Source organism: Brevundimonas balnearis (assembly GCF_042434805.1).
In the GTDB taxonomy this organism is placed as follows: Bacteria; Pseudomonadota; Alphaproteobacteria; order Caulobacterales; family Caulobacteraceae; genus Brevundimonas; species Brevundimonas balnearis.
The window spans coordinates 246,290-269,465 of sequence record NZ_JBHLSW010000005.1 but is presented as its reverse complement, the minus strand read 5'-3'; the positions used below and the strand labels follow the sequence as shown (position 1 = coordinate 269,465).

The following is a 23,176-nucleotide window of genomic DNA, read 5'->3' as shown; positions in this document are numbered from 1 at the left end:
CTTCGCGATTCCACATGAGGCGTGAATCAGGCTCTCACTTGAAACGAGACCGAAATCCGAGCCCAGGCGGACGTGCGTCCAACTGAACCGATTTCGGTCTAGGATGTGCTCGCCCTCGGCGGCGGGGAGTGCGGCTCGACCTCCCCTCTGCCCGCCCCAGCACGGCGCAAGAACACGCGATGAAGTTCCTCGACCAGGCCAAGATCTACATCCGCTCCGGCAACGGCGGCGGCGGCTCCGTGTCGTTCCGGCGTGAGAAGTTCATCCCGCAGGGCGGGCCGGACGGCGGCGACGGCGGCCGCGGCGGCGACGTCTGGATCGAGGCGGTCGAGGGGCTGAACACCCTGATCGACTACCGCTACCAGCAGCACTTCCGCGCCCAGACCGGCCATCACGGCCAGGGCCGCCAGATGCACGGCGGCAAGGGCGACGACGTGGTGCTGAAGGTCCCGGTCGGCACCCAGGTGCTGGACGAGGACAAGGAGACGGTGGTCGTTGACATGGACCACCCCGGCAAGCGCGTGCGCCTGCTCGCCGGCGGCAACGGCGGCTGGGGCAACACCCGCTTCAAGGGGCCGGTCAACCAGGCGCCGACCCACGCCAATCCCGGTCAGGAAGGCGAGGAGCGCTGGATCTGGCTTCGGCTGAAGCTGATCGCCGACGTCGGTCTGGCGGGCCTGCCGAACGCGGGCAAGTCGACCTTCCTGTCGGCGGTGTCGGCGGCCCGGCCCAAGGTCGCGGACTATCCCTTCACCACCCTGACGCCCAACCTCGGGGTGGTCGATCTGAGTTCGACCGAACGGTTCGTCATCGCCGACATTCCCGGCCTGATCGAGGGCGCCAGCGAAGGCGCCGGGCTGGGGACGCGCTTCCTCGGGCACGTGGAGCGGACCGGCTGTCTGATCCACCTGATCGACGCGACGCAGGACGACGTGGCCGAGGCCTGGCGCATCATCCGGGGCGAACTGGAGGCCTATGGCGAGGGCCTGGGCGAGAAGCCGGAAATCCTGGCGCTCAACAAGATCGACGCCCTGACGCCCGAGCTGCGGGACGAGAAGGCCGAGGCGCTGGCCGCCGTGGCCGGCCGCCGCCCCCTGCTGGTGTCCGGCGTGTCCGGCGAAGGCGTGACCGAGGTCCTGCGCGCCGCCTGGGCCGAGGTGCGGCGCCAGAGGGGCGAGCTCGACGTCGATGCGCTGGACGCCGAGGACGAGACGGTCGTCGAGACGCCCGGCGGCTGGTCCCCCTGAGGATCGCGTGTTAGGGCGCTGCTGAGCAAAAGCCCCGGGACCTCTCGCTTGCCCCTGTTTCACGCCGGTCCCGCGCCCCGCCGCTCTGGTCCCCGCCCCGGGTCTCTGAAGGGCCTGCCGCTCGCGCCCGGCATGCGGGTCGGTCTCCTGGGGGGCTCGTTCAACCCCGCCCACGAGGGGCATCTGCACGTCGCCGAGACCGCGATGAGGCGCATGGACCTCGACCGCGTCGTCTGGCTGGTCTCGCCGCAGAACCCGCTGAAGGACGCCGCCCAGACCGCGCCGCTGGACCAGCGGATGGCCGGGGCTCGGGCGATCGCCGCCTCGCCCTCCATGTTGATCTCGGACTTCGAGACCCGCGCCGGGACGCGCTGGACCGTCGATACGCTGAGGGCGCTGAAGGCGCGGCACCCGGCCGTGGACTTCGTCTGGCTGATGGGGTCCGACAACCTGGCGGGCTTTCATCGCTGGCGGGGCTGGACCGACATCTTCCGCCTGATGCCGATCGCTGTGGTCGCGCGCCCCGGCTCGTTGCTGGAGAGCCGCACGGCGCCGGCGGCCGCGCGCTTCGCCACCTTTCGCGTCCCCAGCCGGAAGGCGCGGTTGATGCCGGGAGGGGCGACACCCGCCTGGACCTATCTGCGGGCTCCGCTGAACCCCGAGAGCTCCACCGCCCTGAGGGCCGCGCGGGCGGGCCACGACGCCGCCCCGTGACGCCCGCGGCCCCCGATGCTATAGGAGACGGCCTATATGGTTTCCGCTGGAGTGCTCCGCTGACCCCCTCGCCCGCGTCCGACGCGCCGTTTGAAGACCAGGACCCTTCGAGTCCCTCCGTCGCCGCCTCGCCCATGCCCGTCGGCGGCACCCCCGTCGAGGAGGCGCTGCTCGCCAAGCTCGACGACGACAAGGCCCAGGACGTCGTGCTGATCGACCTGCGCGGCAAGAGCTCCATGGCCGACAGCATGATCATCGCGTCGGGCCGCTCCCACCGCCACGTGGGCGCCATCGCCGACCACCTGCTGCGCACGCTGAAGGACCTCGGACTGGGCAAGGCCCGCGTCGAGGGGTTGCCGCACTGCGACTGGGTGCTGATCGACGCCGGCGACGTGATCGTGCACCTGTTCCGGCCCGAGGTGCGCAGCTTCTACAACATCGAGAAGATCTGGTCGGTGGACTCCGGCGGCCACCGCGCCGCCAGCCACTGACCCCGTGCGCCTGGCGATCGCCGCCATCGGCAAGCCGGGGCGGGGGCCGGAAGCGCAGCTCGCCGACGACTACGCCCGCCGCGCCACCCTCGCGGGGCGTCCGCTGGGGCTGGGCCCGGTCGAGCTGGTTGATCTGGACCCGAAGAAGCCTGGCATGGGGGCCGAGGCCGAGCTGATCCTTTCGGCGGCCGAGGGCGCGCATCTGATCGCCTGCGACGAGCGGGGCCGCGCCTTCGCGTCGCGGGACTTCGCCGCCCACCTCGCCGAGCTGAGGGACCGGGGCGAGCGGCGCCTGGTCTTCGCCATCGGCGGCGCGGACGGGCTGGACCCCAGCGTGCGACGGGCGGCGCGGTCCACCCTGGCCTTCGGGCCCCAGACCTGGCCGCACGCCCTGGCGCGCGCCATGCTGGCCGAGCAGGTCTATCGAGCGGTGACGATCCTGGCCGGATCGCCCTATCACCGCGACTGATGCGCCGGCTCCTTCCGCCCCTGCTGATCCTCCTAGCCGTCGCCGCGGGGCCCGCGGTCTCGCGTCAGGAGCCTCCATCCCCCGACGCGGCGAGGCTTCAAGCCGAGCAGAGGGACGCCCAGGTGCGCGCGCGGCGGCTGCGGGCGGACGCCGCCCAGGCGCGCGGCGAACTCGCGGCGCTGGAACGTCGCCTCGCCGCGCTCAACGCCGAGACCGGAGCCGAGGACGCCCGCATCGAGGGCCAGCGCGCCCGTCTGCGGGCGCTCAACGCGCGAGAAGCCGCCCTCGCCGCCCGCATGGCCGAGGCCCGAGGGGCCCAGGGCCGGGTCCTGTCCAGCCTCGTGCGGCTCAGCCGCGACCCGCCCCCGGCCCTGCTGATCCCCGCCGAAGAGGCCATAGACACCACCCGCGCGGCCATCCTGCTCAAGGCCATGGCGCCTGAGCTCGAGCGCCGCGCCGCCGCCGTCGGCGCCCGGCAGCGGGAGCTGGCGCGGGTGCGCCGCCTCGCCGCCCTCTCCAGCGCCGAGCTCTTCGCGCTGGAAAGCCGTCGCGTGGATCGTCGCGCAGAGATCGACGCCATGAGCGCTCGACGCCTGCAACTCGTCGCCGTGCTCGACGCCGAGGCCGCGGAGGCGGAGCGCGCCGTTCGCGCCCTGTCGGCCAGGCTTCGGACCCTGGGGGTCGAGCCCCTGCCCGTCGAGACGGCCGAGCCGATCTCTCGACTGCCCGCCGGTCGCGAGCGGCTGGCCGCCCCGCTGGCCGAGGCGCCCATCGCCCGCTACAGCGCGCGCGCCCCCGGCTGGCGCTGGGCGGCCGACGGGGCCGAGGCGTCGAGCCCGGCGCCGGCGACGGTCGCCTTCGTCGGCGAGGTCGACGGCTTCGGCCCGGTGATCGTTCTGGATCTGGGCCCCGGCTGGCGCGCGATCGTCGGCGGCGTCACCGATCCGGCTGTCGCGGAGGGCGCTCGCGTTCAGGCGGGTCAGGCCCTGGGCCGCGCGGATCAGGACCTCTATCTGGAGCTGAGGCGTGACGAGCGGCCGGTCGATCCGGCGCCCTGGCTGGAGTGACGTGCGCTCGCCCCGCACGCGCGGGCCTTTGCACCGGCGGCGGGGCCTGCTCATATCGTCGCGGGGCGTCGCCTCGTCACGGTTTGGCCGTGGGCGGGCGCCAGACCTCGTGTGAGCATCAGGCTCTGGAAGGACGACGACGTGACGGGTATTCGCAGACTTCTGGCGGTGGGCGTGGGCGCGCTGGCGATCGGCGCGGGCGGCGCGACCATGGTCGTCAGCCAGACGCCGCGCGGCGAGACCTTCCGGATGCTCGAGCTGTTCGGCGACGTCCTGTCGATCGTCGAGCAGGCCTATGTGGTGCCCACCGACAACCAGAAGCTCATCGAGGCCGCGCTCGACGGGATGATGACGGCGCTGGACCCGCACTCGAACTATCTCGCGCCCAGCGACTTCGACGACCTGCAGGAGCGGACCGAGGGCCAGTATTCCGGCATCGGCCTGACGATCACCTCCGAGGGCGGGCTGATCAAGGTGATCTCCCCCATGGACGGCGGCCCCGCCGCCCGCGCGGGCGTGCAGGCGGGCGACGTCATCTCCTCCATCGAGGGACAGAGCACCGGCGGCATGAGCGTCTCGGACGTGTCGGACCGGCTGAAGGGCGCGGTCGGCACCGAGGTGAAGGTCACCTTCCTGCGCGACGGCGAGGAGCCGCGCGAGGTCGTCCTGACCCGCGAGATCATCCGCATCGAGGCGGTCACGGCGCGCATGGAGGGCGATTTCGGCTATCTGCGCATCTCCACCTTCAACGAGAACACCGGCCGCGAACTGCGCGAGGGCATCGAACGGCTGAAGCGCGAGAACCCGAACATCCAGGGCTATGTCCTGGACCTGAGGAACAACGGCGGCGGGCTTCTGACGGCCGCGATCGAGGTCTCCGACGCCTTCCTCGAGCGCGGCGAGATCGTCAGCCAGCGCGGCCGCCGCCCGGATCAGATCGAGCCCTATTTCGCCCAGGCGGGCGATCTGACGGACGGCCTGCCGCTGGCGGTGCTGATCAACTACGGGTCCGCCTCCGCCTCCGAGATCGTGGCCGGCGCGCTGAAGGACCACCAGCGGGCGACGATCGTCGGCCTGACCAGCTTCGGCAAGGGGTCGGTCCAGACCGTGATCCCGCTTCGCGGCGGTCGCGACGGCGCGTTGTCGATCACCACCGCGCGCTACTACACGCCGTCGGGCGGCTCCATCCAGAAGATCGGCATCGAGCCGGACCTGGAGGTCGCGCGCTCGGCCGCCGAGGCGCGGATCGTGTCGCGCTCGAACTTCATCTATTCCGAGGCCGCCTACTCCAACGCGCTGGACGCCTCGATCGGGACCGAACGCAGAGGCCCGCACACGCCCTTCGAGGCGCCCGGCGAGGCGTATGACGCCGAGGCGGACTACCAGCTGCAGCGGGCTCTGGACGTGCTGCGCGCGCGGGGCGACCTGACGCAGCTGGCGGCGGCGCCGGAAGGGATCGTCACGACGCCGCCCGGGACCGAGCTGGCCGAAGCGGCCACCCCGCCTCGGATCGAGGTGACCTCGCCGGAGGATGACGCGCCTCGCATGGGGCCGGAGATCACGCCGGACAACGTGCCGGACGCCGACTGAGGATCATGGCTAACGGGCCGTTAGGGTTTCTTAACCGGCCCGGGCGAAGCTGAGCGCGAAGGAGTCCGCCCCGGGCTCCGCTGAAGCGTCCGTTCATTTTCGCATGTTCGCCAAACGCCAGTCCGCGCTCGCCGCCTCCGCCGGCCAGGCGCCCAAGGCCGGAGGGGTCCGGCCGAACCTGAAGCCCGTCGCGGCCCTGCTGCGCCGTCCCGCCGTCGCCGTCGGCGCGGCCGGGCTTCTGACGCTGGCCGCCGGGGCCCTCTTCGTCACGGTGTTGGGCGACCCGCGCGCGGGCGTGCCTTCCGCCCGGGTGGCCCTGAAGCGGGAACCGGTCGCCGAGGCCCCGGCGCCGACCGGCTTCGACGCCTTCTCCTCGGACGCCTTCGGCGTCTATCAGGACCTCGCCGCGCCCGGCGAGGGGCTCGCGCCCGACGCCGCCATCATCACCCTGCCGGACGGGACCCAGGCCGCGGGCGGCGCGGGCGTCACCGCGCCGCGTCTGGCGGCCCAGCCGCTGACGCCCGCCCCCATCGCCGGCCTGTTCCAGCAGGGTCCCGAGGGCCCCCTGCCGGTGATCGCGCCGGACGGCCGCACGCCGGCGGTGGCCTACGCCCGCCCGTTCCGGGCCGATGGACGTCCGCGCGTGGCCCTGATCGTCGGCGGGCTGGGCCTCAACGCCGCCACCACGCGCGCCGCCATCGAGCGGCTGCCGGCCGAGGTCACCCTGAGCTTCGTCCCCTACGCCGAGGGTCTTCAGGGCTGGATCGACCTGGCCCGCGCCCAGGGGCACGAGGTGCTGATCGAGATCCCGATGGAGCCGACCGGCTATCCGGACAACGATCCCGGCCCCTACACGCTGCTCGCTTCCGAGGGGCCCGAGGACGTCCAGGCCAAGATGGGCTGGCTGCTGTCGCGCGCCCAGGGCTACTTCGGCGTGACCAACTATCTGGGCGACCGCTTCACCGGTTCGGATGCGGCGACCGGCGCCTTTCTGCAGATCCTGCGCCAGCGCGGCCTCGCCTTCATCGACGACGGCGCGCTGGCCCGCCGGCCCGGCGCCTTCACCCGCGCCACCGCGAACACGGTGATCGACGAGACCCAGACGCCGGCCGCCATCATCGGACGGCTGAACGCGCTGGAAGCCGCCGCCAAGACGCGCGGTCAGGCGCTTGGGACCGGCTTCTCCTATCCCGTGACGGTCGAGGCGGCCGCCCGCTGGGCCGCCGGCCTCAACGCGCGCGGCGTGCAGCTGGCCCCCGCCAGCGCCATGGCCCAGCGACCGGGCCGGTAGCGGCGACCCATGAAAAAAGGCCCCGGAGCGAACCCCGGGGCCTTGTTCAGCTCTCAGCCGGATCAGTCGCGGCGGCGACGGCCGCGATCCCGCCCACCGCCGTCGCCGTCCCGCTTCGGACGGCCGCCGGTGTCGTCCGACAGGGGCGGCTCGCCCCGCTCGGCGCGCTCGGCGTTGATCTTGTCGGTCAGGTCCTCGCCCGTGGTCTGGTCGACGACCTTCATCGACAGCTTGGTCTTGCCGCGATCGTCGAAGCCCAGGAACTTGACCTTCACTTCCTGACCCTCGGACACGACGTCGGCGGGGTTGGCGACCCGCTCCAGCGCCATCTGCGAGACGTGCACAAGGCCGTCGCGCGCGCCGAAGAAGTTCACGAAGGCGCCGAAGTCGACGACCTTCACCACCTTGCCGGTGTAGATCGTGCCCACTTCCGGCTCCGCGGCGATGGAGTTGATCCAGGCCTTGGCGGCTTCGATCTTCTCCTGCTCGTTGGCGGCGATCTTGATGGTGCCGTCGTCCTGGATGTCGACCTTGGCGCCGGTCTTCTCGACGATCTCGCGGATCACCTTGCCGCCCGAGCCGATCACTTCACGGATCTTGTCGACCGGGATCTTGATGGCCTCGATCTTGGGCGCGAACTCGCCGAGCTCGGTGCGCGGCGCGTCCATGGCCTTGGACATCTCGTCGAGGATGTGCAGGCGACCGGCCGAAGCCTGGGTCAGGGCCTTGCGCATGATCTCCTCGGTGATGCCGGGGACCTTGATGTCCATCTGCAGCGAGGTGATGCCCTCGCTGGTGCCGGCGACCTTGAAGTCCATGTCGCCCAGGTGGTCCTCGTCGCCCAGGATGTCCGACAGGATCGCGAACTCGCCCGTCGGCTCCAGGATCAGGCCCATGGCGATGCCCGACACGGGACGGGCCAGCGGCACGCCCGCGTCCATCAGCGCCAGCGACGAACCGCACACGGTGGCCATCGACGAAGAGCCGTTGGACTCGGTGATCTCCGACACCAGACGGATGGTGTAGGGGAACTCCTCCTTGGTCGGCAGCATCGGCCGGATCGCGCGCCAAGCCAGCTTGCCGTGGCCGATCTCGCGACGGCCGGGCGAGCCCATGCGGCCCGCCTCACCCACCGAGTAGGGGGGGAAGTTGTAGTGCAGCAGGAAGCTTTCCTTGTAGGTGCCCTGCAGGCTGTCGATGTACTGCTCGTCCTCGCCCGTGCCCAGGGTGGCGACGACCAGCGCCTGGGTCTCGCCGCGGGTGAACAGGGCCGAGCCGTGGGTGCGCGGCAGGACGCCGACCTCCGAGACGATGGCCCGGACCTTGTCGAGCGCGCGGCCGTCGACGCGATGGCCGTTCTCGATGATGTCGCGGCGCAGGACCTCGGCCTCGCACTCCTTGAAGGCCGTGCCGAACTTGGTGGCGTCGAAGCCGTCGGGGTTGGCCTCGGAGACGACCAGCTTTTCGGCGGCCTTCTTCTTGGCGGCGACCACGGCGTCGCGGCGGTCGTGCTTGCCGGTCAGGGCGTAGGCGGCCTTGATGTCCTCGCCGACCAGACCCTTGATGGCGGCCACGGCGTCCGAGACGTCCTCGGGCTGGAAATCGAACGGCTCCTTGGCGGCGTGCTCGGCCAGCTCGATGATCGCGTCGATCACCGGCTGCATGCCCTGGTGCGCGAACATCAGCGCGCCCAGCATCTTGTCCTCCGACAGCTCCTTGGCTTCGGACTCGACCATCATCAGGGCGTCCTGGGTGCCGGCCACGACCAGGTCGAGGTCGGACCCCTCCATCTGCGCGAGGGTCGGGTTCAGCACGTACTCGCCGTCGATCACGCCGACGCGGGCGCCGCCGATCGGGCCCATGAACGGCACGCCCGAGATGGTCAGGGCGGCCGAGGCGCCGACCATGGCGACGATGTCGGGGTCGTTCTCCATGTCGTGCTGCAGCACGGTGACGACGACCTGGACCTCGTTCTTGAAGCCCTTGACGAACAGCGGACGGATCGGACGGTCGATCAGGCGGCTGACCAGCGTCTCCTTCTCGGTCGGCCGGCCTTCACGCTTGAAGTAGCCGCCCGGGATCTTGCCGGCGGCGAAGGTCTTTTCCTGATAGTTGACCGTCAGCGGGAAGAAGTCCTGACCGGGCTTCGGCTGACGGGCGTAGACGACGGTGGCCAGGACCACGGTCTCGCCGTAGGTGGCCAGCACCGACCCGTCGGCCTGGCGGGCCATGCGGCCGGTCTCGAGCGTCAGCGGCCGTCCGGCCCACTCGATCGTCTTTCTCTTGATGTCGAACATGATGTCTTTCTCTCGTCCCGCGGCCGGATTGCCTGCGGGGGCGGGCGGTCAGGGGGTCTTACGTCCTTCGGTCCCAGATAGGCGACGCGTCCGGATGACGTGCCGCCGGCGTGTGTGGAGACCGGTTTCGGCCCCCGTGCGGTTCGCGTCTTCAAACGCCCGGACGCGGTCGGGCCGATAAGGCAAGGGGCCCCCGTTCCGGAGGCCCCTGCCCGAAGCTGGCGGCGCTTAGCGGCGCAGGCCCAGCTTTTCGATGAGCGCGGCGTAGCGCGGCTCGTCGGATTTCTTCAGGTGGTCCAGAAGGCTCCGGCGCTGCGAGACCAGCTTGAGCAGGCCGCGGCGGGAGTGGTTGTCCTTCTTGTGGGTCTTGAAGTGCTCGGTGAGGTTCGAGATGCGCTCCGAAAGGATCGCGACCTGGACCTCGGCCGAACCGGTGTCGCCCTCGGAACGGGCGTTGTCGGCGATGACCTGAGCCTTGCGCTCGGCGGTGATCGACATCGTAAGTACCTTTCTTGCCCTACCGCTCGGCCTGCGAGGCCTCGCTGCTTGAGGGCGTTGGGCGCTCCGTCCGGGTCGCCTTGGCGACGCGTCAGGAGAGGTTGAAAACGCGGTCGGGTTCGAGTCGACCGGCCCGCAACTGACAGAGCGCGACGAGCGTCCCGTCCGCGACGGCGGAAACGGTTCGCGAACCCTCCCGGAGGCGGGCCTTGAGCGTTTCGACCTGTCGGGGAAGCAGAACGATCGGCCGTCCCTGCCGAAGCAAGAAGGCGTCTTGATCCGTCACGGCCAGGTCCGGGATGTCGTCCAGAGCGGTCGCGACGGGAAGCAAGCCTTCCGAGGCGCGGCCCCTATGCACCAGATCGGCCAGAAAATCCAGCGTCACCGCAGTCTCGAGGCTGAACGGCCCGACCCGCTCCCGTCGCAGCGCCGAGACGTGCCCTTCGGCGCCCAGTTCGGCGGCCAGGTCGCGGGCGAGCGAGCGGATATACACGCCCTTGCCGGTGCGCACCGTGATCTCGACATGGTCGGCGTCGGGCGCCGCGGTGACCGCCGCCTCGTGGATCGTCACCGGCCGGGCCTTCAACTCCACGACCTCGCCGTCGCGGGCCAGGTCATAGGCCCGCTGGCCGTCGACCCGGATGGCGGAGAAGGCCGGCGGAACCTGTTCGATCGCGCCGACGAAGCGCGGCAGCGCCGCCTCCACCGCCTCGACCGACGGGCGCACGTCCGACGTCGCCACGACCTCCCCCTCCGCGTCCTGGGTCGTGGTCGAGGCGCCCCAGCGTAGCGTGAAGCGATAGACCTTCTCTGCGTCCATCAGGTGCGGGACGGTCTTGGTCGCCTCGCCCAGCGCGATGGGCAGGATGCCCGTCGCCAAAGGGTCCAGGGTGCCCGCATGCCCGGCTTTCTGGGCGTCGAACAGACGACGCACCCGGGTGACGGCCTCGGTCGAGCCGACCTCGTAGCCCTTGTCCAGGCAGACCCAGCCGTGGATCGCCTGACCGCGCTTGCGGCGGCTCATGGCATGCTCCTCCCCCGCGCGCGGGGGAGGGGGACCACGCGCAGCGTGGTGGAGGTGGCAAGGGACAAAGCGCGGCGTTTGAACACGCCCCCTCCACCGCTTCGCGGTCCCCCTCCCCCGTTCGCTTCGCTCCAGGGGAGGAGCGTCATTCTTCGCCCTCGTCCCGCTCCAGGTCGGCGCGGACGCGGGGGTCGTTGAACAGCCGGTCCATGCGACTGGCGGCGTCGAAGCTCTCGTCGTGGCGGAAGCGCAGGTCCGGCGTGAACTTCATGTCGATGTGGCGGCCCAGGAGCCCGCGCAGGAAGCGCGCGTGGTCGTTCAGCGCCCGGACCACCTCGGCCTCGTGACCGGCCGTGGGCGCGGAGGCGACGCCCGCCCCCAGCGGCTCCACGAAGCATGTGGCGTGCTTCAGGTCCGGGCTGAGCCGCACCTCGGTGACGGTGACCGACACCCCCTCCATGGCCGGATCGTGAATTTCTTCCTCGCGCAGGATCTCTACGAGCGCGTGGCGGATGAGCTCTCCGGCGCGCAGCTGGCGCTGGGAGGGCCCCGGAGACCCGCCATGGGAGGCGGCGGAACGGTGGTTCGGCTTGCGGCTCATGGCCTGCTCCTCGGCGCGCCGGGATCGGACCGGCGGATCGGCGAAAGGCGCGCGGTCTAGTCCCGCACGGCTCGGCTGTCCACCCGTGCGGCGGCCAGCACCTGGCCCGACAGGATGGACGCGGCGGGCCGGATCGTCACCCCGCCCGCGCTCAGGACCTCCGCGGTCCAGTGGTTGCAGAGCCGGAGGACGGAAAAGGTTTCCCGCCCGGCGTAGAACCGCGCGCCCGCGCCGGGGCGGGCCTGGGTCAGCCGCGCCCGACCGTCGCTCAGGGCCAGCGCCCCCTCGACCCGGGCGGCCAGGGCGTCGAAGGCGGCGTCGGACAGCGCGAGGGTGACCCGCCGATCGGCGTAGCGGCGCGGATCGACGTCCTCCGGGTCCAGCATGACCACCGACGGATTGCCCGGGGCGAAAAAGGCCCGCGCCCCGTCGGGCAGCCGCTCGTGGATCGGGCTCTGGTCGACGAAGAAGCGCGCGTCGCCCCAGCCCAGACGGACCCAGCGCCCCGGCGGCAGGGTGCGGACCGCGTCCGCCAGCGGTCCCGTCCGCGCCTCCAGCGCGTCGCGGCGCACCGCCAGATCGGTATGGAAGCCGTTGTCGAGCACATGCACCTCGACCGCGGGCGGGCCGTCGAAGGCCCCGCCCGGCCGGACCCAGGTCCACACCCCCGCGGCCAGACCCAGCACGGCGGCCAGGGTCAGTCGGATCAGCCCCCCAGCCATGATCAGGGCTCCGTCATCGGCGCGGCGGGCAAGGCGGACCACTCGCCCCGGAACGTCCAGCTCAGCTGGGCGCACTCGCGGAACCGCCCGTCGCTCCAGCGGCCGACGGCGCGGGCGGTCACGGGTCGCGCGGCCCGGATGGGCGCGAAGACCAGCCAGGCCTCGTCCGACCCCGGGCACAGCGCCCGGCCCAGCGGTCGGCCCTGACCCTCGGGGCGGATGGCGTAGACCGAGGTCTCCGCCGCCTCCGGACCCAGGGTGCGGCGCACCTCGGCCGGTCCTCCCGACCTGACGTCGGCATAGCCGGTGCGGGAGGTCGAATAGATGCGCCGCAACGTCGTGCGGCCGAACAGGCCGAGATCGACCTGAAAGGTCAGCCCGCCCGTCAGCGCGCGCGTCAGCCGGTCCGCCGGGTCGTAGGAGAAGAAGCGGGTCTCCGCGCTCGCCGGCGTGGCCGCGGCGAGGAACAGGGCGGCGAGACCCGGCATGGCGAGTCTCGGGGCGGCGAGGAGGGCGGTCAGGCGCATCGGGTCATCCCTCGCCGCTCAAGCGGGCGAAAACGCGGCGAGGATCACTCCACGGTCACGGACTTGGCCAGGTTGCGCGGCTGATCCACGTCCGTGCCCTTCTGGACGGCGGTGTAATAGGCCAGGAGCTGCATCGGCACGGCGTAGACAAGCGGCGCGATCAGCGGATCGCAGTCCGGCGCCGCGATGCGCGTCATCGCCGCGCCGTGGGGCGTTTCAGCCGCCTCGGGCGCGATCATCACCACCGGCCCGCCCCGGGCGGCGACCTCCTGAAGGTTCGACGCGGTCTTCTCGAACACGTCGTCGAGGGGGGCCAGGGCGATCACCGGCGTCGCCTCGTCGATCAGGGCGATGGGGCCGTGCTTCAGCTCGCCAGCGGCATAGCCCTCTGCGTGGATGTAGCTGATCTCCTTCAGCTTCAGCGCGCCCTCCAGAGCCAGGGGGAACATGGCGCCCCGGCCGAGGAACAGCACGTCGGTCGCCCTGGCGATGTCGTGAACCACCGACTGGATGGCGTGACCCATGTTCAGGGCCTCGGCGATCAGGCGCGGCGCCTCGAACAGGGCCTTCACCAGACGGGCCTCTTCTTCGCGGTCGATCCGCCCGCGCTGGACCCCGGCGGCGACGGCGAGCGCGAGCAACGCCGCGACCTGGGCGGTGAAGGCCTTGGTGGAGGCGACGCCGATCTCCGGGCCGGCGTGCGTGGGCAGCAGGTGATCCGCCTCGCGCGCCATGGACGAGGAGTGGACGTTGACGACCGCGGCGGTCCTGAAGCCCTCGGCCTTGCACCACTTCAGGCTGGCCAGGGTGTCGGCGGTCTCGCCCGACTGGCTGACGGCGACCGCCAGCGTGCCCGGCATCAGCGCGGGCGAGCGATAGCGGAACTCCGAAGCGATCTCGACGTCGCAGGGCAGGCCGGCGACGCGCTCGAAGGCGTAACGGCCGATCATCCCGGCGTAGTAGGCGGTGCCGCAGGCCACGATCTGCAGACGGCTGATCTCGGCGAAATCCAGGCCTTCGGGGGGCCGGGCGCGCGCGTTCACGAGGTCCAGATAGGCCGTCAGGGTGTTTCGCACGCTGTCGGGCTGCTCGTGAATCTCCTTTTCCATGAAGTGGCGGAACTCGCCCTTTTCGACCAGGGCGGCGGAAGCCGACACCTGCACCACGGGCCGGTTGGCGCGGCGCCCGGCGGTGTCGAAGATGGTCGCGCCGGAACGGTCGATGCGGACGTAGTCGCCGTCCTCCAGATAGCTGATCTTCTGGGTGAAGGGGCCGACCGCCAGCGCGTCCGAACCCAGATACATCTCGCCCTCGCCCCAGCCGACCACCAGAGGGCTGCCGTGGCGGGCGCCCAGGATGACCCCGTCCTCGCCCTCGATCAGCACCGCCAGGGCATAGGCGCCGCGAAGCCGATCCAGCACCGCCTTGAAGGCGTCCAGCGGCTCCCGCCCGTCGTTCAGTCCCTGGTCGATCAGGTGCGCGACCACCTCGGTGTCGGTCTGGCTCTCGAAGGCGTGGCCCGCCGCCTGGAGCTCGGCCTTCAGCTCGGCGAAGTTCTCGATGATGCCGTTGTGAACCAGGGTGACGCGCCCGGCCTTGTGCGGGTGGGCGTTCTCGGTGTTCGGGGCTCCGTGGGTGGCCCAGCGGGTGTGGCCGATGCCGACCGTCGGCTGCCCGCTTTCACCCCGCAGAGGGTGATCCAGCAGCACGGTCTCCAGCTCGACGATCTTGCCCTTGGCGCGCCTGCGCTCGGTCCTGCCGTCCACCGTCGCGGCCACGCCGGCGGAGTCGTAGCCGCGGTACTCCAGCCGCTTCAGACTGTCGATCAGGCGAGGAACCGCCGGTCCCTGACCGGTGATGCCGATGATCCCGCACATGGATGGATGCTCTCCGCTTTGCGCGCGCCCGCGTTCGGGGCTAAGCCGAGCTCGCGCTCTAGGGGAAGTTTAAGGCCCGGGCAGCTAAAAAGGGGTTTCGCCGGATTACAGCGGCGGTTCGTCCCCATACGGAGGATCACGGGCATGACGGCGAAGGGCGAGGTCAAGCGGCGCTATTTCGGAACCGACGGCATCCGGGGCCGGGCCAACACGCGGCCCATGACCGCCGAGGTCGCCCTGCGCGTCGGCCTGGCGGCGGGGCGCTTCTTCATGTCGGCGGACGACCGGCGTCACCTGGTGGTCATCGGCAAGGACACGCGGTTGTCGGGCTACATGATCGAGCCGGCGCTGGTTGCCGGCTTCGCCTCGGTCGGCATGGACGTGCGCACCTTCGGCCCGATCCCGACGCCGGGCGTCGCCATGATGACCCGCTCCATGCGCGCCGACCTGGGGGTGATGATCTCGGCCTCCCACAACGACTATGCGGACAACGGCATCAAGCTGTTCGGGCCCGACGGCTACAAGCTGTCCGACGAGATCGAGAGCCGGATCGAGGCGATGATGGACCGCGATTTGGCGGAGGACCTGGCCGCGCCGGATCGGCTGGGCCGGGTCAAGCGCATCGACGACGCCCAGGCCCGCTATGTCGAGATCGCCAAGAAGGCCTTCCCGAAACGGCTGAGCCTCAAGGGCCTGCGGGTCGCGGTCGATTGCGCCAACGGGGCCGCCTACAAGGTCGCGCCGACCACGCTCTACGAACTCGGCGCCGAGGTCTTCACCGTGGGCGTCCAGCCCAACGGCATGAACATCAACCAGGAATGCGGCTCCACCCATCCGCAGAAGCTCATCGAGGCGGTGAGGACCTATCGCGCCGACATCGGCATCGCCCTGGACGGCGACGCGGACCGGCTGATCGTCGTGGATGAGAAGGGCCAGATCGTCGACGGCGATCAGATCATGGCGCTGATCGCGCTCGACTGGGCCGCGCACGGCCTGCTGGCGGGTGGGGGCGTGGTCGCGACCGTCATGTCGAACCTGGGCCTGGAACGCCGCCTTCAGGCCGAGGGGCTAACGCTGGAGCGCACCAAGGTGGGCGACCGCTACGTCATGGAGCGGATGCGGGAAGGCGGCTTCAACCTGGGCGGCGAGCAGTCCGGGCACCTGATCCTGCACGACCACGCCACCACCGGCGACGGCCTGATGGCGGCGCTTCAGGTGCTGGCGGTGCTGGTGGACTCGGGCCGGCCCATGAGCGAGCTGGCGCGCCAGTTCGATCCGGTCCCCCAGCGGCTGGAGAACGTCCGTTTCACCACAGGCAGCCCGCTCGACAGCGCCAAGGTCACGGCCGCCATCGCCGAGGGCGAGCGGGCGCTGGCCGGTTCAGGCCGCGTGTTGGTGCGCCCGTCCGGCACCGAGAAGCTGATCCGCGTCATGGCCGAGGGCGACGACGCGGCTCTGGTGAAACGGGTGGTGTCCGAGATCGCTGAGGCGGTCAGGACGGCGGGCTGAGCGCCCGCGCCATCGCCTCGATCCGCTCGCGGATGTCCGGCACGGCGATGGTCTCCCAGAAGGCGGCGCGGGCCGGCGGGCCGAGCACGTACAGATCAGGATGCGCGAGGCCCTGGGCGTTCAGCACCCTTCCGAAAGGATCCAGGTCGAGGCCTAGACCGTTGGCGTGGAGCCGCGCCGCGCCGGCGGCGATCAGCGGGCCGGTCAGCGGGTCCTTGCGCGGATCGTGCCCCGGCCCAGAGCAGTCGATCAGCCAGTCGGTGACCAGCTTCGCCTCGCGCGTCTGGCTGCGCGGGCGGAAGCTCAGCTCGATCCGACCGGCGGCGGGACGCGCGGTCAGCAGCCGACCGGCCATCACGCTCAGGCGATCCTGCCGGATCAGGCTGTCGATGCGGGCCGCGACCTCCGGCGCCAGCCGATGGCGGTGCACGTCCCACCAGGGGCGCAGGTGACGCAGCAGACGGCGCTGGCCGCGGGCGTCGAGAGAGGCCCACAGCTCGGCGGTGATCGGACGATAGGCCTCCATCAGGGACCGCCAGCCGTCGCCGGGCGGGGCGGCGTCTCGGGCGGCCTTGACCGAGCCTGCGAGGCTGCGACCGACCCCGGGCGCCGGCTCCAGCCTCGGGTCCGGACGCGGCCCATGACTGCGGGGAAGAAGACCCCGGCGCGACAGGGCGAAGGCGCGGCCGAACCAGCCGCGCCGCTCCAGGGTCGCCAGCACATCCACCATCGTCAGACCCGTGCCGATCAGCACGACGTCGTCCGATGGCCGCACGCCCTCCAGCGCCCCGAGCGCCCAGGGGTCGGCGACGGCCCCGGGCAAAGCGGACGCGGCCGCGGGCGGCGGATTGCCGGTCGACAGCACCACCGCCCGGCCCTGCAGACGACGGCCGTCGGCCAGGTCGACGCCGTCGCCCCCGATCGCCGTGGCGACGCCGGACATGGCTTCGATCGCCTGCGGGCGCTCGCGCCGGATACGGTTGAGCCGATCCTGAACATAGCGGCCGAACACCACGCGCGGGGCGAACCCGTGCGGATCGGAATGCTCCGGCGCATGGAGCCGCAACCAGTCCACGAAATCGTCCGGCCGGTCCGCGACCGCGCTCATCCGGGCCGAACGGACGTTCAGCAGGTGCCAGGGTTCCGCCGCACCATAGGCGACCCCCAGACCGAAGCGGTCATCGCGGTTGATCAGCGTCGAGGCGGCGCCGCGCTCGGCCAGGCGGGCCGCCAGCATGGCCCCGGAAAATCCGCCGCCGATGATCAGAACCCGATCGGACACGCAAAGCCCCCGCGGCGGGAGCCGCGAGGCCTTATTCGCCTGACGCGCGCATTCGTCAAACGCCCCGGAGGGCGTTCATCAGATTTCCTGGTTGTACGCGCCGACCTCGGGATGGGCCGCCAAGCGCGGCTTGACCTCCTGGCGGAACAGGGCGCGCATGTCGTCTTCCGACACTTGGCTTTCGACCACCACCACCAGCTCCGGCTTGTTCGAGGAGGCGCGCACGAGCACCCAGGAGCCGTCCTCCAGATGAACCCTGGCGCCGTTCACGGTGATGACCTCGACGATCCTGCGCCCCAGGATCGATCCGCCGGAGGCGGCCAGGTCCTCGTACTCCCTCACGACCTTGGCCAGCACATCGTACTTCAGCTCATCGTCGCAGTGCGGGCTCATGGTCAGGCTGGTGTAGGCGTTGGGCAACGCCCGCTTGAGCTCGGACAGGGACTTGTCCGGATTGCGATCCAGCATGGCCAGGACCGCGCCCGCCGCCACGATCCCGTCGTCATAGCCGCGCCCGATCGGGGCGTTGAAGAAGAAGTGGCCGGACTTCTCGAAGCCCGCCAGGGCCTTGAGCTCGGCGGTCTTGCGCTTGATGTAGCTGTGGCCGGTCTTCCAGTAGACGGTCTCGGCGCCGTTGGCCTTCAGCACCTCGTCGGTCTTGTAGAGCCCCGTCGACTTCACATCGACGACGAAGGTGGCGTTCGGATGCAGCGCCGACAGGTCGCGGGCCAGCATCAGACCGATCTTGTCGGCGAAGATCTCCTCGCCCGTCTCGTCCACCACGCCGCAGCGGTCGCCGTCGCCGTCGAAGCCGAGCGCCAGGTCGGCGCCGGTTTCCTTCACCCGCGCCGCCATCTGCTTGAGCATGGCGTGGTCTTCCGGGTTCGGATTGTATTTCGGGAAGGTGAAGTCGAGCTCGGCGTCCATCTCGATCACCTCGGCGCCCATGCGGCGCAGCGCCTCCGGCGCGAAGGCGCCGGCGGTGCCGTTGCCGGTGGCGCAGACCACCTTCAGCGGCCGCGTGAGCCTCACGGGCGCGCTGACCTCCTCCAGATAGCGCTCGCGGAAGTTCTCGACCCGCTCCAGCCGTCCTCCCGGCCGAGCGACGCCCTGGCCGCCCAGCACGATCTCCTTCAGACGGCCCATCTCGTCGGGGCCGAAGGTGAGCGGCGCCTGGGCGCCCATCTTCACACCGGTCCAGCCGTTCTCATTGTGGCTGGCGGTGACCATGGCGACACAGGCGGCGTCCAGCGCGAACTGGCCGAAATAGGCCATCGGCGACAGGGCCAGTCCGACGTCGAGCACCTCCATGCCGCCTTCCAGCAGGCCCAGGATCAGCGCCTGTTTCACGCTCAGCGAATAGGAGCGGAAGTCATGGCCGGTGACGATCCGCGGCCTGACCCCGATCTCGTGGACGTAGGTGGCCAGACCCAGCCCGAGCGCCTGCACGCCCAGAAGGTTGATCTCCTTCTCCAGGATCCAGCGGGCGTCGTACTCGCGGAACCCCGTCGGCTTGACCAGCGGGATGGTCTCGTACTCGGGCGAGTTCGGCCGGATGTCCTGGCGGGGCGTCTGCATGGCGGTCCTGAAGGTTGGGTGCGGGTGGCGACTTGAAGGCTATAGGGCGCCCCCAAGGTTCCTCACAATCTCGGAACGGCGGTATTTGTGCGGACGCGAACGCTTGACCCTGGAGGGCGCCGGTCCTACCCCGGAAGTCTGTCTTCGGAGCTTTCGATGCCGCGTCTGATCCTGCTGCGCCACGGCCAGAGCCAGTGGAACCTCGAGAACCGTTTCACCGGCTGGGTCGACGTCGACCTGACCGAAAAGGGCGAGGCCGAGGCCGACAAGGCGGGGATGCTGCTGGCCGAGGCCGGCTTCCATCCGGCGGTGATGTTCACCTCGGTGCTGAGGCGCGCCCAGCGGACCGGGGCGGCGGCGCTCGAGGCGGCGGGGCTGTCGGACGTGCCCGTCATCGCCGACTGGCGGCTGAACGAGCGGCACTACGGCGGGCTGACGGGCCTGAACAAGGCGGAGACGGCCGAGAAACACGGCGACGAACAGGTGCTGATCTGGCGGCGCAGCTACGACGTGCCGCCGCCGCCGCTGGCGCCCGGGGGCGAGTACGACTTCACCGCCGATCCGCGCTACGCGGGGCAGCCGATCCCCGATACCGAAAGCCTCAAGACCACGCTGGACCGGGTTCAACCCTACTGGGACGCCGAGATCGCGCCGCGTCTGAGGGCGGGCGAGGACGTTCTGATCGCCGCCCACGGCAACTCGCTCCGCGCCATCGTCAAGCTCCTGTTCGCGGTGCCGGACGACCAGATCGTCGGCGTCGAGATCCCGACCGGCAACCCGCTGGAGATCGAGCTGGACGGCGATCTGAGGCCGACCGCCGCCCGCTATCTCGACGCCGCGCGCGCCGAGGCCCTTCCGGCGCTGCCGTGAGCGACGACGCCCGCCACATGCGACGCGCCATCGACCTGGCGCTTCGGGCCATGGGCTCGACCTGGCCCAATCCGGCGGTGGCCTGCGTGATCGTGAAGGACGGCGTCGTGCTGTCCGAGGCGGCCACGGCTCCGGGGGGACGCCCCCACGCCGAGGAGCAGGCGGCGCCGGAGGCCGGCGAGGCCGCGCGGGGCGCGACGGCCTATGTCACGCTCGAGCCGTGCGGCGCCCGCTCGTCCGGGCGCAAGTCCTGTTCGCATTTCCTGGTCGAGGCCGGCGTGGCGCGGGTGGTCATCGCGGCCCTGGACCCCTCGCCCTTCGCCTCGGGTCGCGGCGTCGAGCGTCTGCGCCAGGCCGGGCTGGAGGTGGTGACGGGCCTGCTCGCCGACGACGCGCGGGTGCTCTACGAAGGGTATCTGCATCGGCTGGAGACCGGCCGGCCCATGGTGCGGGTGTCCGAGACCGGCGAGGGCTTCGACGCCCGGTTCGCGGCCTCGCCCCGAGCCGATCTGAAGGGCGAGCTGACCCGCCTGGGCGAAGCCGGGTACACGCGCCTGTGGACCGCGCCCGGCGAGCTGGCCGACGCGCTGCGCGAGCAGGGGCTGCTGACCGTCTGATGTCGGTCTGACCCTCGGCGCTGCGCACGCGGGGCGGGCGCGGCGCGAGAGAACTTCCTTAATCGACGGTCTTTAACGTTCGCGGACCATGACCGCGGCCGAGGTTCACGCCAGCGACAACCCCCAGCCGATCCGGCGCAAACTGGATCAGGCCGAGGTCGACGCTGTCTGCGCCCGGCACGAGCGACTGTTTCGCTGCATCAACGGCGGCGCTCGGGCGGTGTTCGCCTGGTGCGACCTGTCGGGCCTGTCGCTGAAGGGCCGGCATCTGGCCGACGCGGACTTCGCCGGCGCCTTTCTGACCGGCTGCGACCTGACCGGGGCCCGGCTGGACAACGCCAATCTGTTCGGAGCCGATCTGACCGACGCCGTTCTGGAGGAGGCGAGCCTGAGGCGGGCGGATTTGCGCGGGGCGAGCCTGCGCGGGGCGGACCTGACCGGCGCGGACCTGTTCGAGGCCGACCTGCGGGAGGGGACCCTGGCGGCGGCGGACGCGCGACTGGGCTTCCGGATCATCGAGCCGCGCGCGGCATACGACACCGACGCCGTCGGCGCGAACCTTTCCGGCGCGAACCTGCAGCGCTCGCGCCTGTCCGGCGTCATCGCCATCGCGGCGGACTTCTCCGACGCCGTCATGAAGGACTGCAAGCTGGTTCGCGCCAACCTGAAACAGGCGAACTTCCGGGGCGCGGACCTGGCGGGGGCGGACCTGTCCGGCGCGGACCTGACGGGCGCGGATCTGCGCGACGCGGTGCTGGTGGGCGCCCAGACGACGATGTGGCGAGCCGACGGAGCGGATATGGAGGGCGCGCTGACCGACAACCGCTCGCCCGGCCAGGCCATGAGCCAGATGCCCGCCGCAGAGATGCTGCGCGACCATGCGCGCTGGTGCGAGACCGGCGGCGCCGAGGGCAAGCCCTCGGTGTTCGACGGCGTCGACCTGCGGCCGCTGAAGTCCATCGTCGGCCTGAACCTGACGGCCCTGTCGGCGAAGCGGGCGGTGTTCTACGGCCTGGACATGGACGGGGTGCAGCTACAGGGCGCCCATCTGGAGGGCGCGGACCTGCGGTCCTGCCGGCTCAGACGCGCGGACCTGCGCGGGGCCCGGCTGAGGGGGGCGCGGATGGGGGGCGCCGACCTGCGCGAGGCGCAGCTCGGACCCTTGCTGATCGGGCCCGACCGCCTGCTGCCGGCGGACCTGTCGGGCGCGAAGCTGAGGGGCGCGGACCTGTCGGGCGCGGACCTGAGCCGCGCCAACCTTTCGGGCGCGGATCTGACGCGGGCGCGTCTGCACGGGGCGCAGACCCGGAACGCGGAACTCGCCGGCGCGGTGGTGACCGCGGCGCTCGGTCTGCCTTGGTCGAGCTGACGCGAAAAGGGGCGACGCTCGCGCGCCGCCCCCCGAAGTCACCCGCGATCCGAGACGATCAGGCCGCCTTGCCTTCGATCAGGCCGGCCGGCGTGGCGATCTCGATCCGCCGCGGCTTCAGCGCCTCGGGCAGCTCGCGCTTCAGCTCGATCGACAGCAGGCCGTTCTCCAGCTTGGCGCTGGTCACGACGACATAGTCGGCCAGCTGGAAGCGGCGCTCGAAGTCGCGCTCGGCCAGGCCGCGATGCAGGTAGTTGCGCTGGGCGTCGTCATTGGCGGTCTTGCGGCCGGTGACGGTGAGCAGGTTCTCCTTCACCTCGACATTGAGCTCGTCGGGGGTGAAGCCCGCCACCGCGATTTCGACCCGATAGGCGTTCTCGCCGGTCGTTTCGATGTTGTAGGGCGGCCAGCCGCCGCTTTCGCTGGTGCGCGCGGCGCTCTCCAGCAGGGTGGCCAGACGGTCGAAGCCGACGGCCGAACGGTAGAGCGGCGAGAAGTCGATGGTACGCATGTCAATCCTCCTGACATCAGCAAGGTTGAGCCGCCCCAGCGGTTTGCCCGGGACGGTGGGGATCGAGGCGGCGGTCCCCGTGGGGCCCCGAAGCCTCGCGAGACGCCCTGTCGGCGCGTCTCGAGCCGGGAGATCGTGAGCGGCGCCCTCGGCGTCAAGAGGTCGCTTCCCGACAAGGCGGCTTGCGGTCCGGGGGGCCGCCGGGCCAGATGTCGCGGCCCGCGCAGACGGGCGAACAGGGAGATCTCGACGACCATGCGCACTCCGCTCCTCGCCGCCGCCCTTCTGGCCTTCGCCGCGCCCGCCGGGGCCGAACCCGCGCCACGCGTCGCCGCCGTTCAGCAGGCGGACGCCGCCTTGCGGGCGGCGATCGCGTCCGACGCGCGCCCCGAGGCGGACCGGGCCCGCGATCAGTATCGGCATCCGTATGAATCGCTGACCTTCTGGGGGCTCGCGCCCGGCATGACGGTCGTCGAGATTCAGCCGGGCCAGGCCGGCTGGTGGTCGAACATCCTGCAGCCGTATCTGGCTCAGAGCGAAGGGACCTACGTGGCGGCCAACAACGGTCAGCAACTGTCCGGCGTGGCCGACGGTTCGGCCGACATGGTGCTGGTGGCGCGCGCCTTCCACAACTGGCACCGCGGCGGCCAGACCGACGCCTTGATGGGACAGTTCGCGCGCGTGCTGAAGCCGGGCGGCGTGCTGGCGGTCGAGCAACACCGCGCCCCGGAAGGCTCCGATCCGGACCAGACCGCCCCGACAGGCTACGTCTCCGAAGCCTATGTGATCGCGGCGGCCGAGCGCGCCGGTCTGGTGCTGGACGGCCGTTCGGAGATCAACGCCAACGCCCGGGACGATCGCGATCACCCGTTCGGAGTCTGGACGCTGCCGCCGGTGCGGCGGTCGGAACAGAATGGCCGCAGCCTCACGGCCGAAGAGCGCGCCCAGTTCGACGCGGTCGGGGAGAGCGACCGCATGACGCTGCGTTTCCGCAAGCCGGCCTGAGGCCGCGGCAGGGCGACGAC

Annotated in this window: 22 protein-coding genes; 12 read left to right on the top strand and 10 right to left on the bottom strand. The window is 71.2% G+C overall.

Going from position 1 to position 23,176, the window contains the following annotated elements; all coding sequences use genetic code 11:
* Nucleotides 1-179 precede the first annotated feature (179 nt).
* The 7 genes from obgE to ACFFGE_RS08390 all read left to right on the top strand — a co-directional run bounded on the left by obgE (nucleotide 180) and on the right by ACFFGE_RS08390 (nucleotide 6,869).
* Nucleotides 180-1,247 (top strand): GTPase ObgE, encoded by a 1,068-nt coding sequence (gene obgE, locus ACFFGE_RS08420; protein WP_376835868.1) that lies wholly within the window; start codon nucleotides 180-182, stop codon nucleotides 1,245-1,247.
* A gap of 132 nt (nucleotides 1,248-1,379) precedes the next feature.
* Complete coding sequence (locus ACFFGE_RS08415; protein ID WP_376835867.1) at nucleotides 1,380-1,961, top strand: nicotinate-nucleotide adenylyltransferase; 582 nt, start codon at nucleotides 1,380-1,382, stop codon at nucleotides 1,959-1,961.
* Between the two features lie 134 nt (nucleotides 1,962-2,095).
* Nucleotides 2,096-2,452, top strand: a complete 357-nt coding sequence (gene rsfS / locus ACFFGE_RS08410) for a ribosome silencing factor (RefSeq protein WP_376835866.1) — start codon at nucleotides 2,096-2,098, stop codon at nucleotides 2,450-2,452.
* Nucleotides 2,453-2,456: 4 nt separating this feature from the next.
* Nucleotides 2,457-2,921: a 23S rRNA (pseudouridine(1915)-N(3))-methyltransferase RlmH gene (gene rlmH / locus ACFFGE_RS08405; RefSeq protein WP_376835865.1), complete on the top strand. Its 465-nt coding sequence runs from the start codon at nucleotides 2,457-2,459 to the stop codon at nucleotides 2,919-2,921.
* Entirely contained in the window at nucleotides 2,921-3,988 is a 1,068-nt protein-coding gene (locus ACFFGE_RS08400) for a murein hydrolase activator EnvC family protein (RefSeq protein ID WP_376835864.1), read from the top strand. Before rlmH ends, ACFFGE_RS08400 begins: the two co-directional genes overlap by 1 nt.
* Before the next feature lie 150 nt (nucleotides 3,989-4,138).
* Nucleotides 4,139-5,578, top strand: a complete 1,440-nt coding sequence (locus tag ACFFGE_RS08395) for a S41 family peptidase (RefSeq protein ID WP_376835932.1) — start codon at nucleotides 4,139-4,141, stop codon at nucleotides 5,576-5,578.
* Between the two features lie 103 nt (nucleotides 5,579-5,681).
* Nucleotides 5,682-6,869 (top strand): divergent polysaccharide deacetylase family protein, encoded by a 1,188-nt coding sequence (locus ACFFGE_RS08390; protein ID WP_376835863.1) that lies wholly within the window; start codon nucleotides 5,682-5,684, stop codon nucleotides 6,867-6,869.
* A 62-nt stretch (nucleotides 6,870-6,931) separates the two neighbouring features.
* On the opposite strand, the gene pnp is transcribed toward ACFFGE_RS08390, so the two are convergent.
* The 7 genes from pnp to glmS form a co-directional block, all read right to left on the bottom strand.
* Nucleotides 6,932-9,166, bottom strand: a complete 2,235-nt coding sequence (pnp, locus tag ACFFGE_RS08385; RefSeq protein WP_376835862.1) for a polyribonucleotide nucleotidyltransferase — start codon at nucleotides 9,164-9,166, stop codon at nucleotides 6,932-6,934.
* A gap of 228 nt (nucleotides 9,167-9,394) precedes the next feature.
* A complete protein-coding gene (gene rpsO, locus ACFFGE_RS08380) occupies nucleotides 9,395-9,664 on the bottom strand; it encodes a 30S ribosomal protein S15 (protein ID WP_327447107.1) in 270 nt (89 codons plus the stop codon).
* A 91-nt stretch (nucleotides 9,665-9,755) separates the two neighbouring features.
* Nucleotides 9,756-10,688 (bottom strand): tRNA pseudouridine(55) synthase TruB, encoded by a 933-nt coding sequence (gene truB, locus ACFFGE_RS08375; protein ID WP_376835861.1) that lies wholly within the window; start codon nucleotides 10,686-10,688, stop codon nucleotides 9,756-9,758.
* A gap of 145 nt (nucleotides 10,689-10,833) precedes the next feature.
* Nucleotides 10,834-11,289: a 30S ribosome-binding factor RbfA gene (rbfA, locus tag ACFFGE_RS08370; protein ID WP_376835860.1), complete on the bottom strand. Its 456-nt coding sequence runs from the start codon at nucleotides 11,287-11,289 to the stop codon at nucleotides 10,834-10,836.
* Between the two features lie 56 nt (nucleotides 11,290-11,345).
* Nucleotides 11,346-12,011 (bottom strand): DUF2459 domain-containing protein, encoded by a 666-nt coding sequence (locus ACFFGE_RS08365; RefSeq protein WP_376835859.1) that lies wholly within the window; start codon nucleotides 12,009-12,011, stop codon nucleotides 11,346-11,348.
* A gap of 2 nt (nucleotides 12,012-12,013) precedes the next feature.
* Entirely contained in the window at nucleotides 12,014-12,538 is a 525-nt protein-coding gene (locus ACFFGE_RS08360) for a hypothetical protein (protein WP_376835858.1), read from the bottom strand.
* Between the two features lie 44 nt (nucleotides 12,539-12,582).
* Complete coding sequence (glmS, locus tag ACFFGE_RS08355; RefSeq protein ID WP_376835857.1) at nucleotides 12,583-14,415, bottom strand: glutamine--fructose-6-phosphate transaminase (isomerizing); 1,833 nt, start codon at nucleotides 14,413-14,415, stop codon at nucleotides 12,583-12,585.
* Between the two features lie 144 nt (nucleotides 14,416-14,559).
* Between glmS and glmM the strand changes: the two genes are divergently transcribed.
* Entirely contained in the window at nucleotides 14,560-15,924 is a 1,365-nt protein-coding gene (gene glmM, locus ACFFGE_RS08350; RefSeq protein ID WP_376835856.1) for a phosphoglucosamine mutase, read from the top strand.
* On the opposite strand, the gene ACFFGE_RS08345 is transcribed toward glmM, so the two are convergent.
* Nucleotides 15,908-17,206 (bottom strand): FAD/NAD(P)-binding protein, encoded by a 1,299-nt coding sequence (locus tag ACFFGE_RS08345; protein WP_376835855.1) that lies wholly within the window; start codon nucleotides 17,204-17,206, stop codon nucleotides 15,908-15,910. The genes glmM and ACFFGE_RS08345 overlap by 17 nt on opposite strands.
* 78 nt (nucleotides 17,207-17,284) lie before the next feature.
* Nucleotides 17,285-18,784 (bottom strand): phosphomannomutase/phosphoglucomutase, encoded by a 1,500-nt coding sequence (locus ACFFGE_RS08340; protein ID WP_376835854.1) that lies wholly within the window; start codon nucleotides 18,782-18,784, stop codon nucleotides 17,285-17,287.
* A 156-nt stretch (nucleotides 18,785-18,940) separates the two neighbouring features.
* On the opposite strand from ACFFGE_RS08340, the gene gpmA reads away from it, so the two are divergent.
* From gpmA to ACFFGE_RS08325, 3 genes are all read left to right on the top strand, one after another.
* Complete coding sequence (gpmA, locus tag ACFFGE_RS08335; protein WP_376835853.1) at nucleotides 18,941-19,654, top strand: 2,3-diphosphoglycerate-dependent phosphoglycerate mutase; 714 nt, start codon at nucleotides 18,941-18,943, stop codon at nucleotides 19,652-19,654.
* Nucleotides 19,651-20,271: a bifunctional diaminohydroxyphosphoribosylaminopyrimidine deaminase/5-amino-6-(5-phosphoribosylamino)uracil reductase RibD gene (locus ACFFGE_RS08330; RefSeq protein WP_376835852.1), complete on the top strand. Its 621-nt coding sequence runs from the start codon at nucleotides 19,651-19,653 to the stop codon at nucleotides 20,269-20,271. Before gpmA ends, ACFFGE_RS08330 begins: the two co-directional genes overlap by 4 nt.
* An 88-nt stretch (nucleotides 20,272-20,359) precedes the next feature.
* Entirely contained in the window at nucleotides 20,360-21,640 is a 1,281-nt protein-coding gene (locus tag ACFFGE_RS08325) for a pentapeptide repeat-containing protein (protein WP_376835851.1), read from the top strand.
* A 58-nt stretch (nucleotides 21,641-21,698) separates the two neighbouring features.
* Here the strand turns inward: ACFFGE_RS08325 and ACFFGE_RS08320 are convergent, their stop codons facing one another.
* On the bottom strand, nucleotides 21,699-22,151 hold the full coding sequence (locus ACFFGE_RS08320) for an Hsp20 family protein (protein ID WP_376835850.1): 453 nt from the start codon (nucleotides 22,149-22,151) through the stop codon (nucleotides 21,699-21,701).
* A gap of 255 nt (nucleotides 22,152-22,406) precedes the next feature.
* On the opposite strand from ACFFGE_RS08320, the gene ACFFGE_RS08315 reads away from it, so the two are divergent.
* Nucleotides 22,407-23,156 carry a class I SAM-dependent methyltransferase gene (locus ACFFGE_RS08315; RefSeq protein WP_376835849.1) on the top strand — a complete coding sequence of 250 codons (750 nt, stop codon included), beginning with the start codon at nucleotides 22,407-22,409 and terminating at the stop codon, nucleotides 23,154-23,156.
* Nucleotides 23,157-23,176 lie beyond the last annotated feature (20 nt).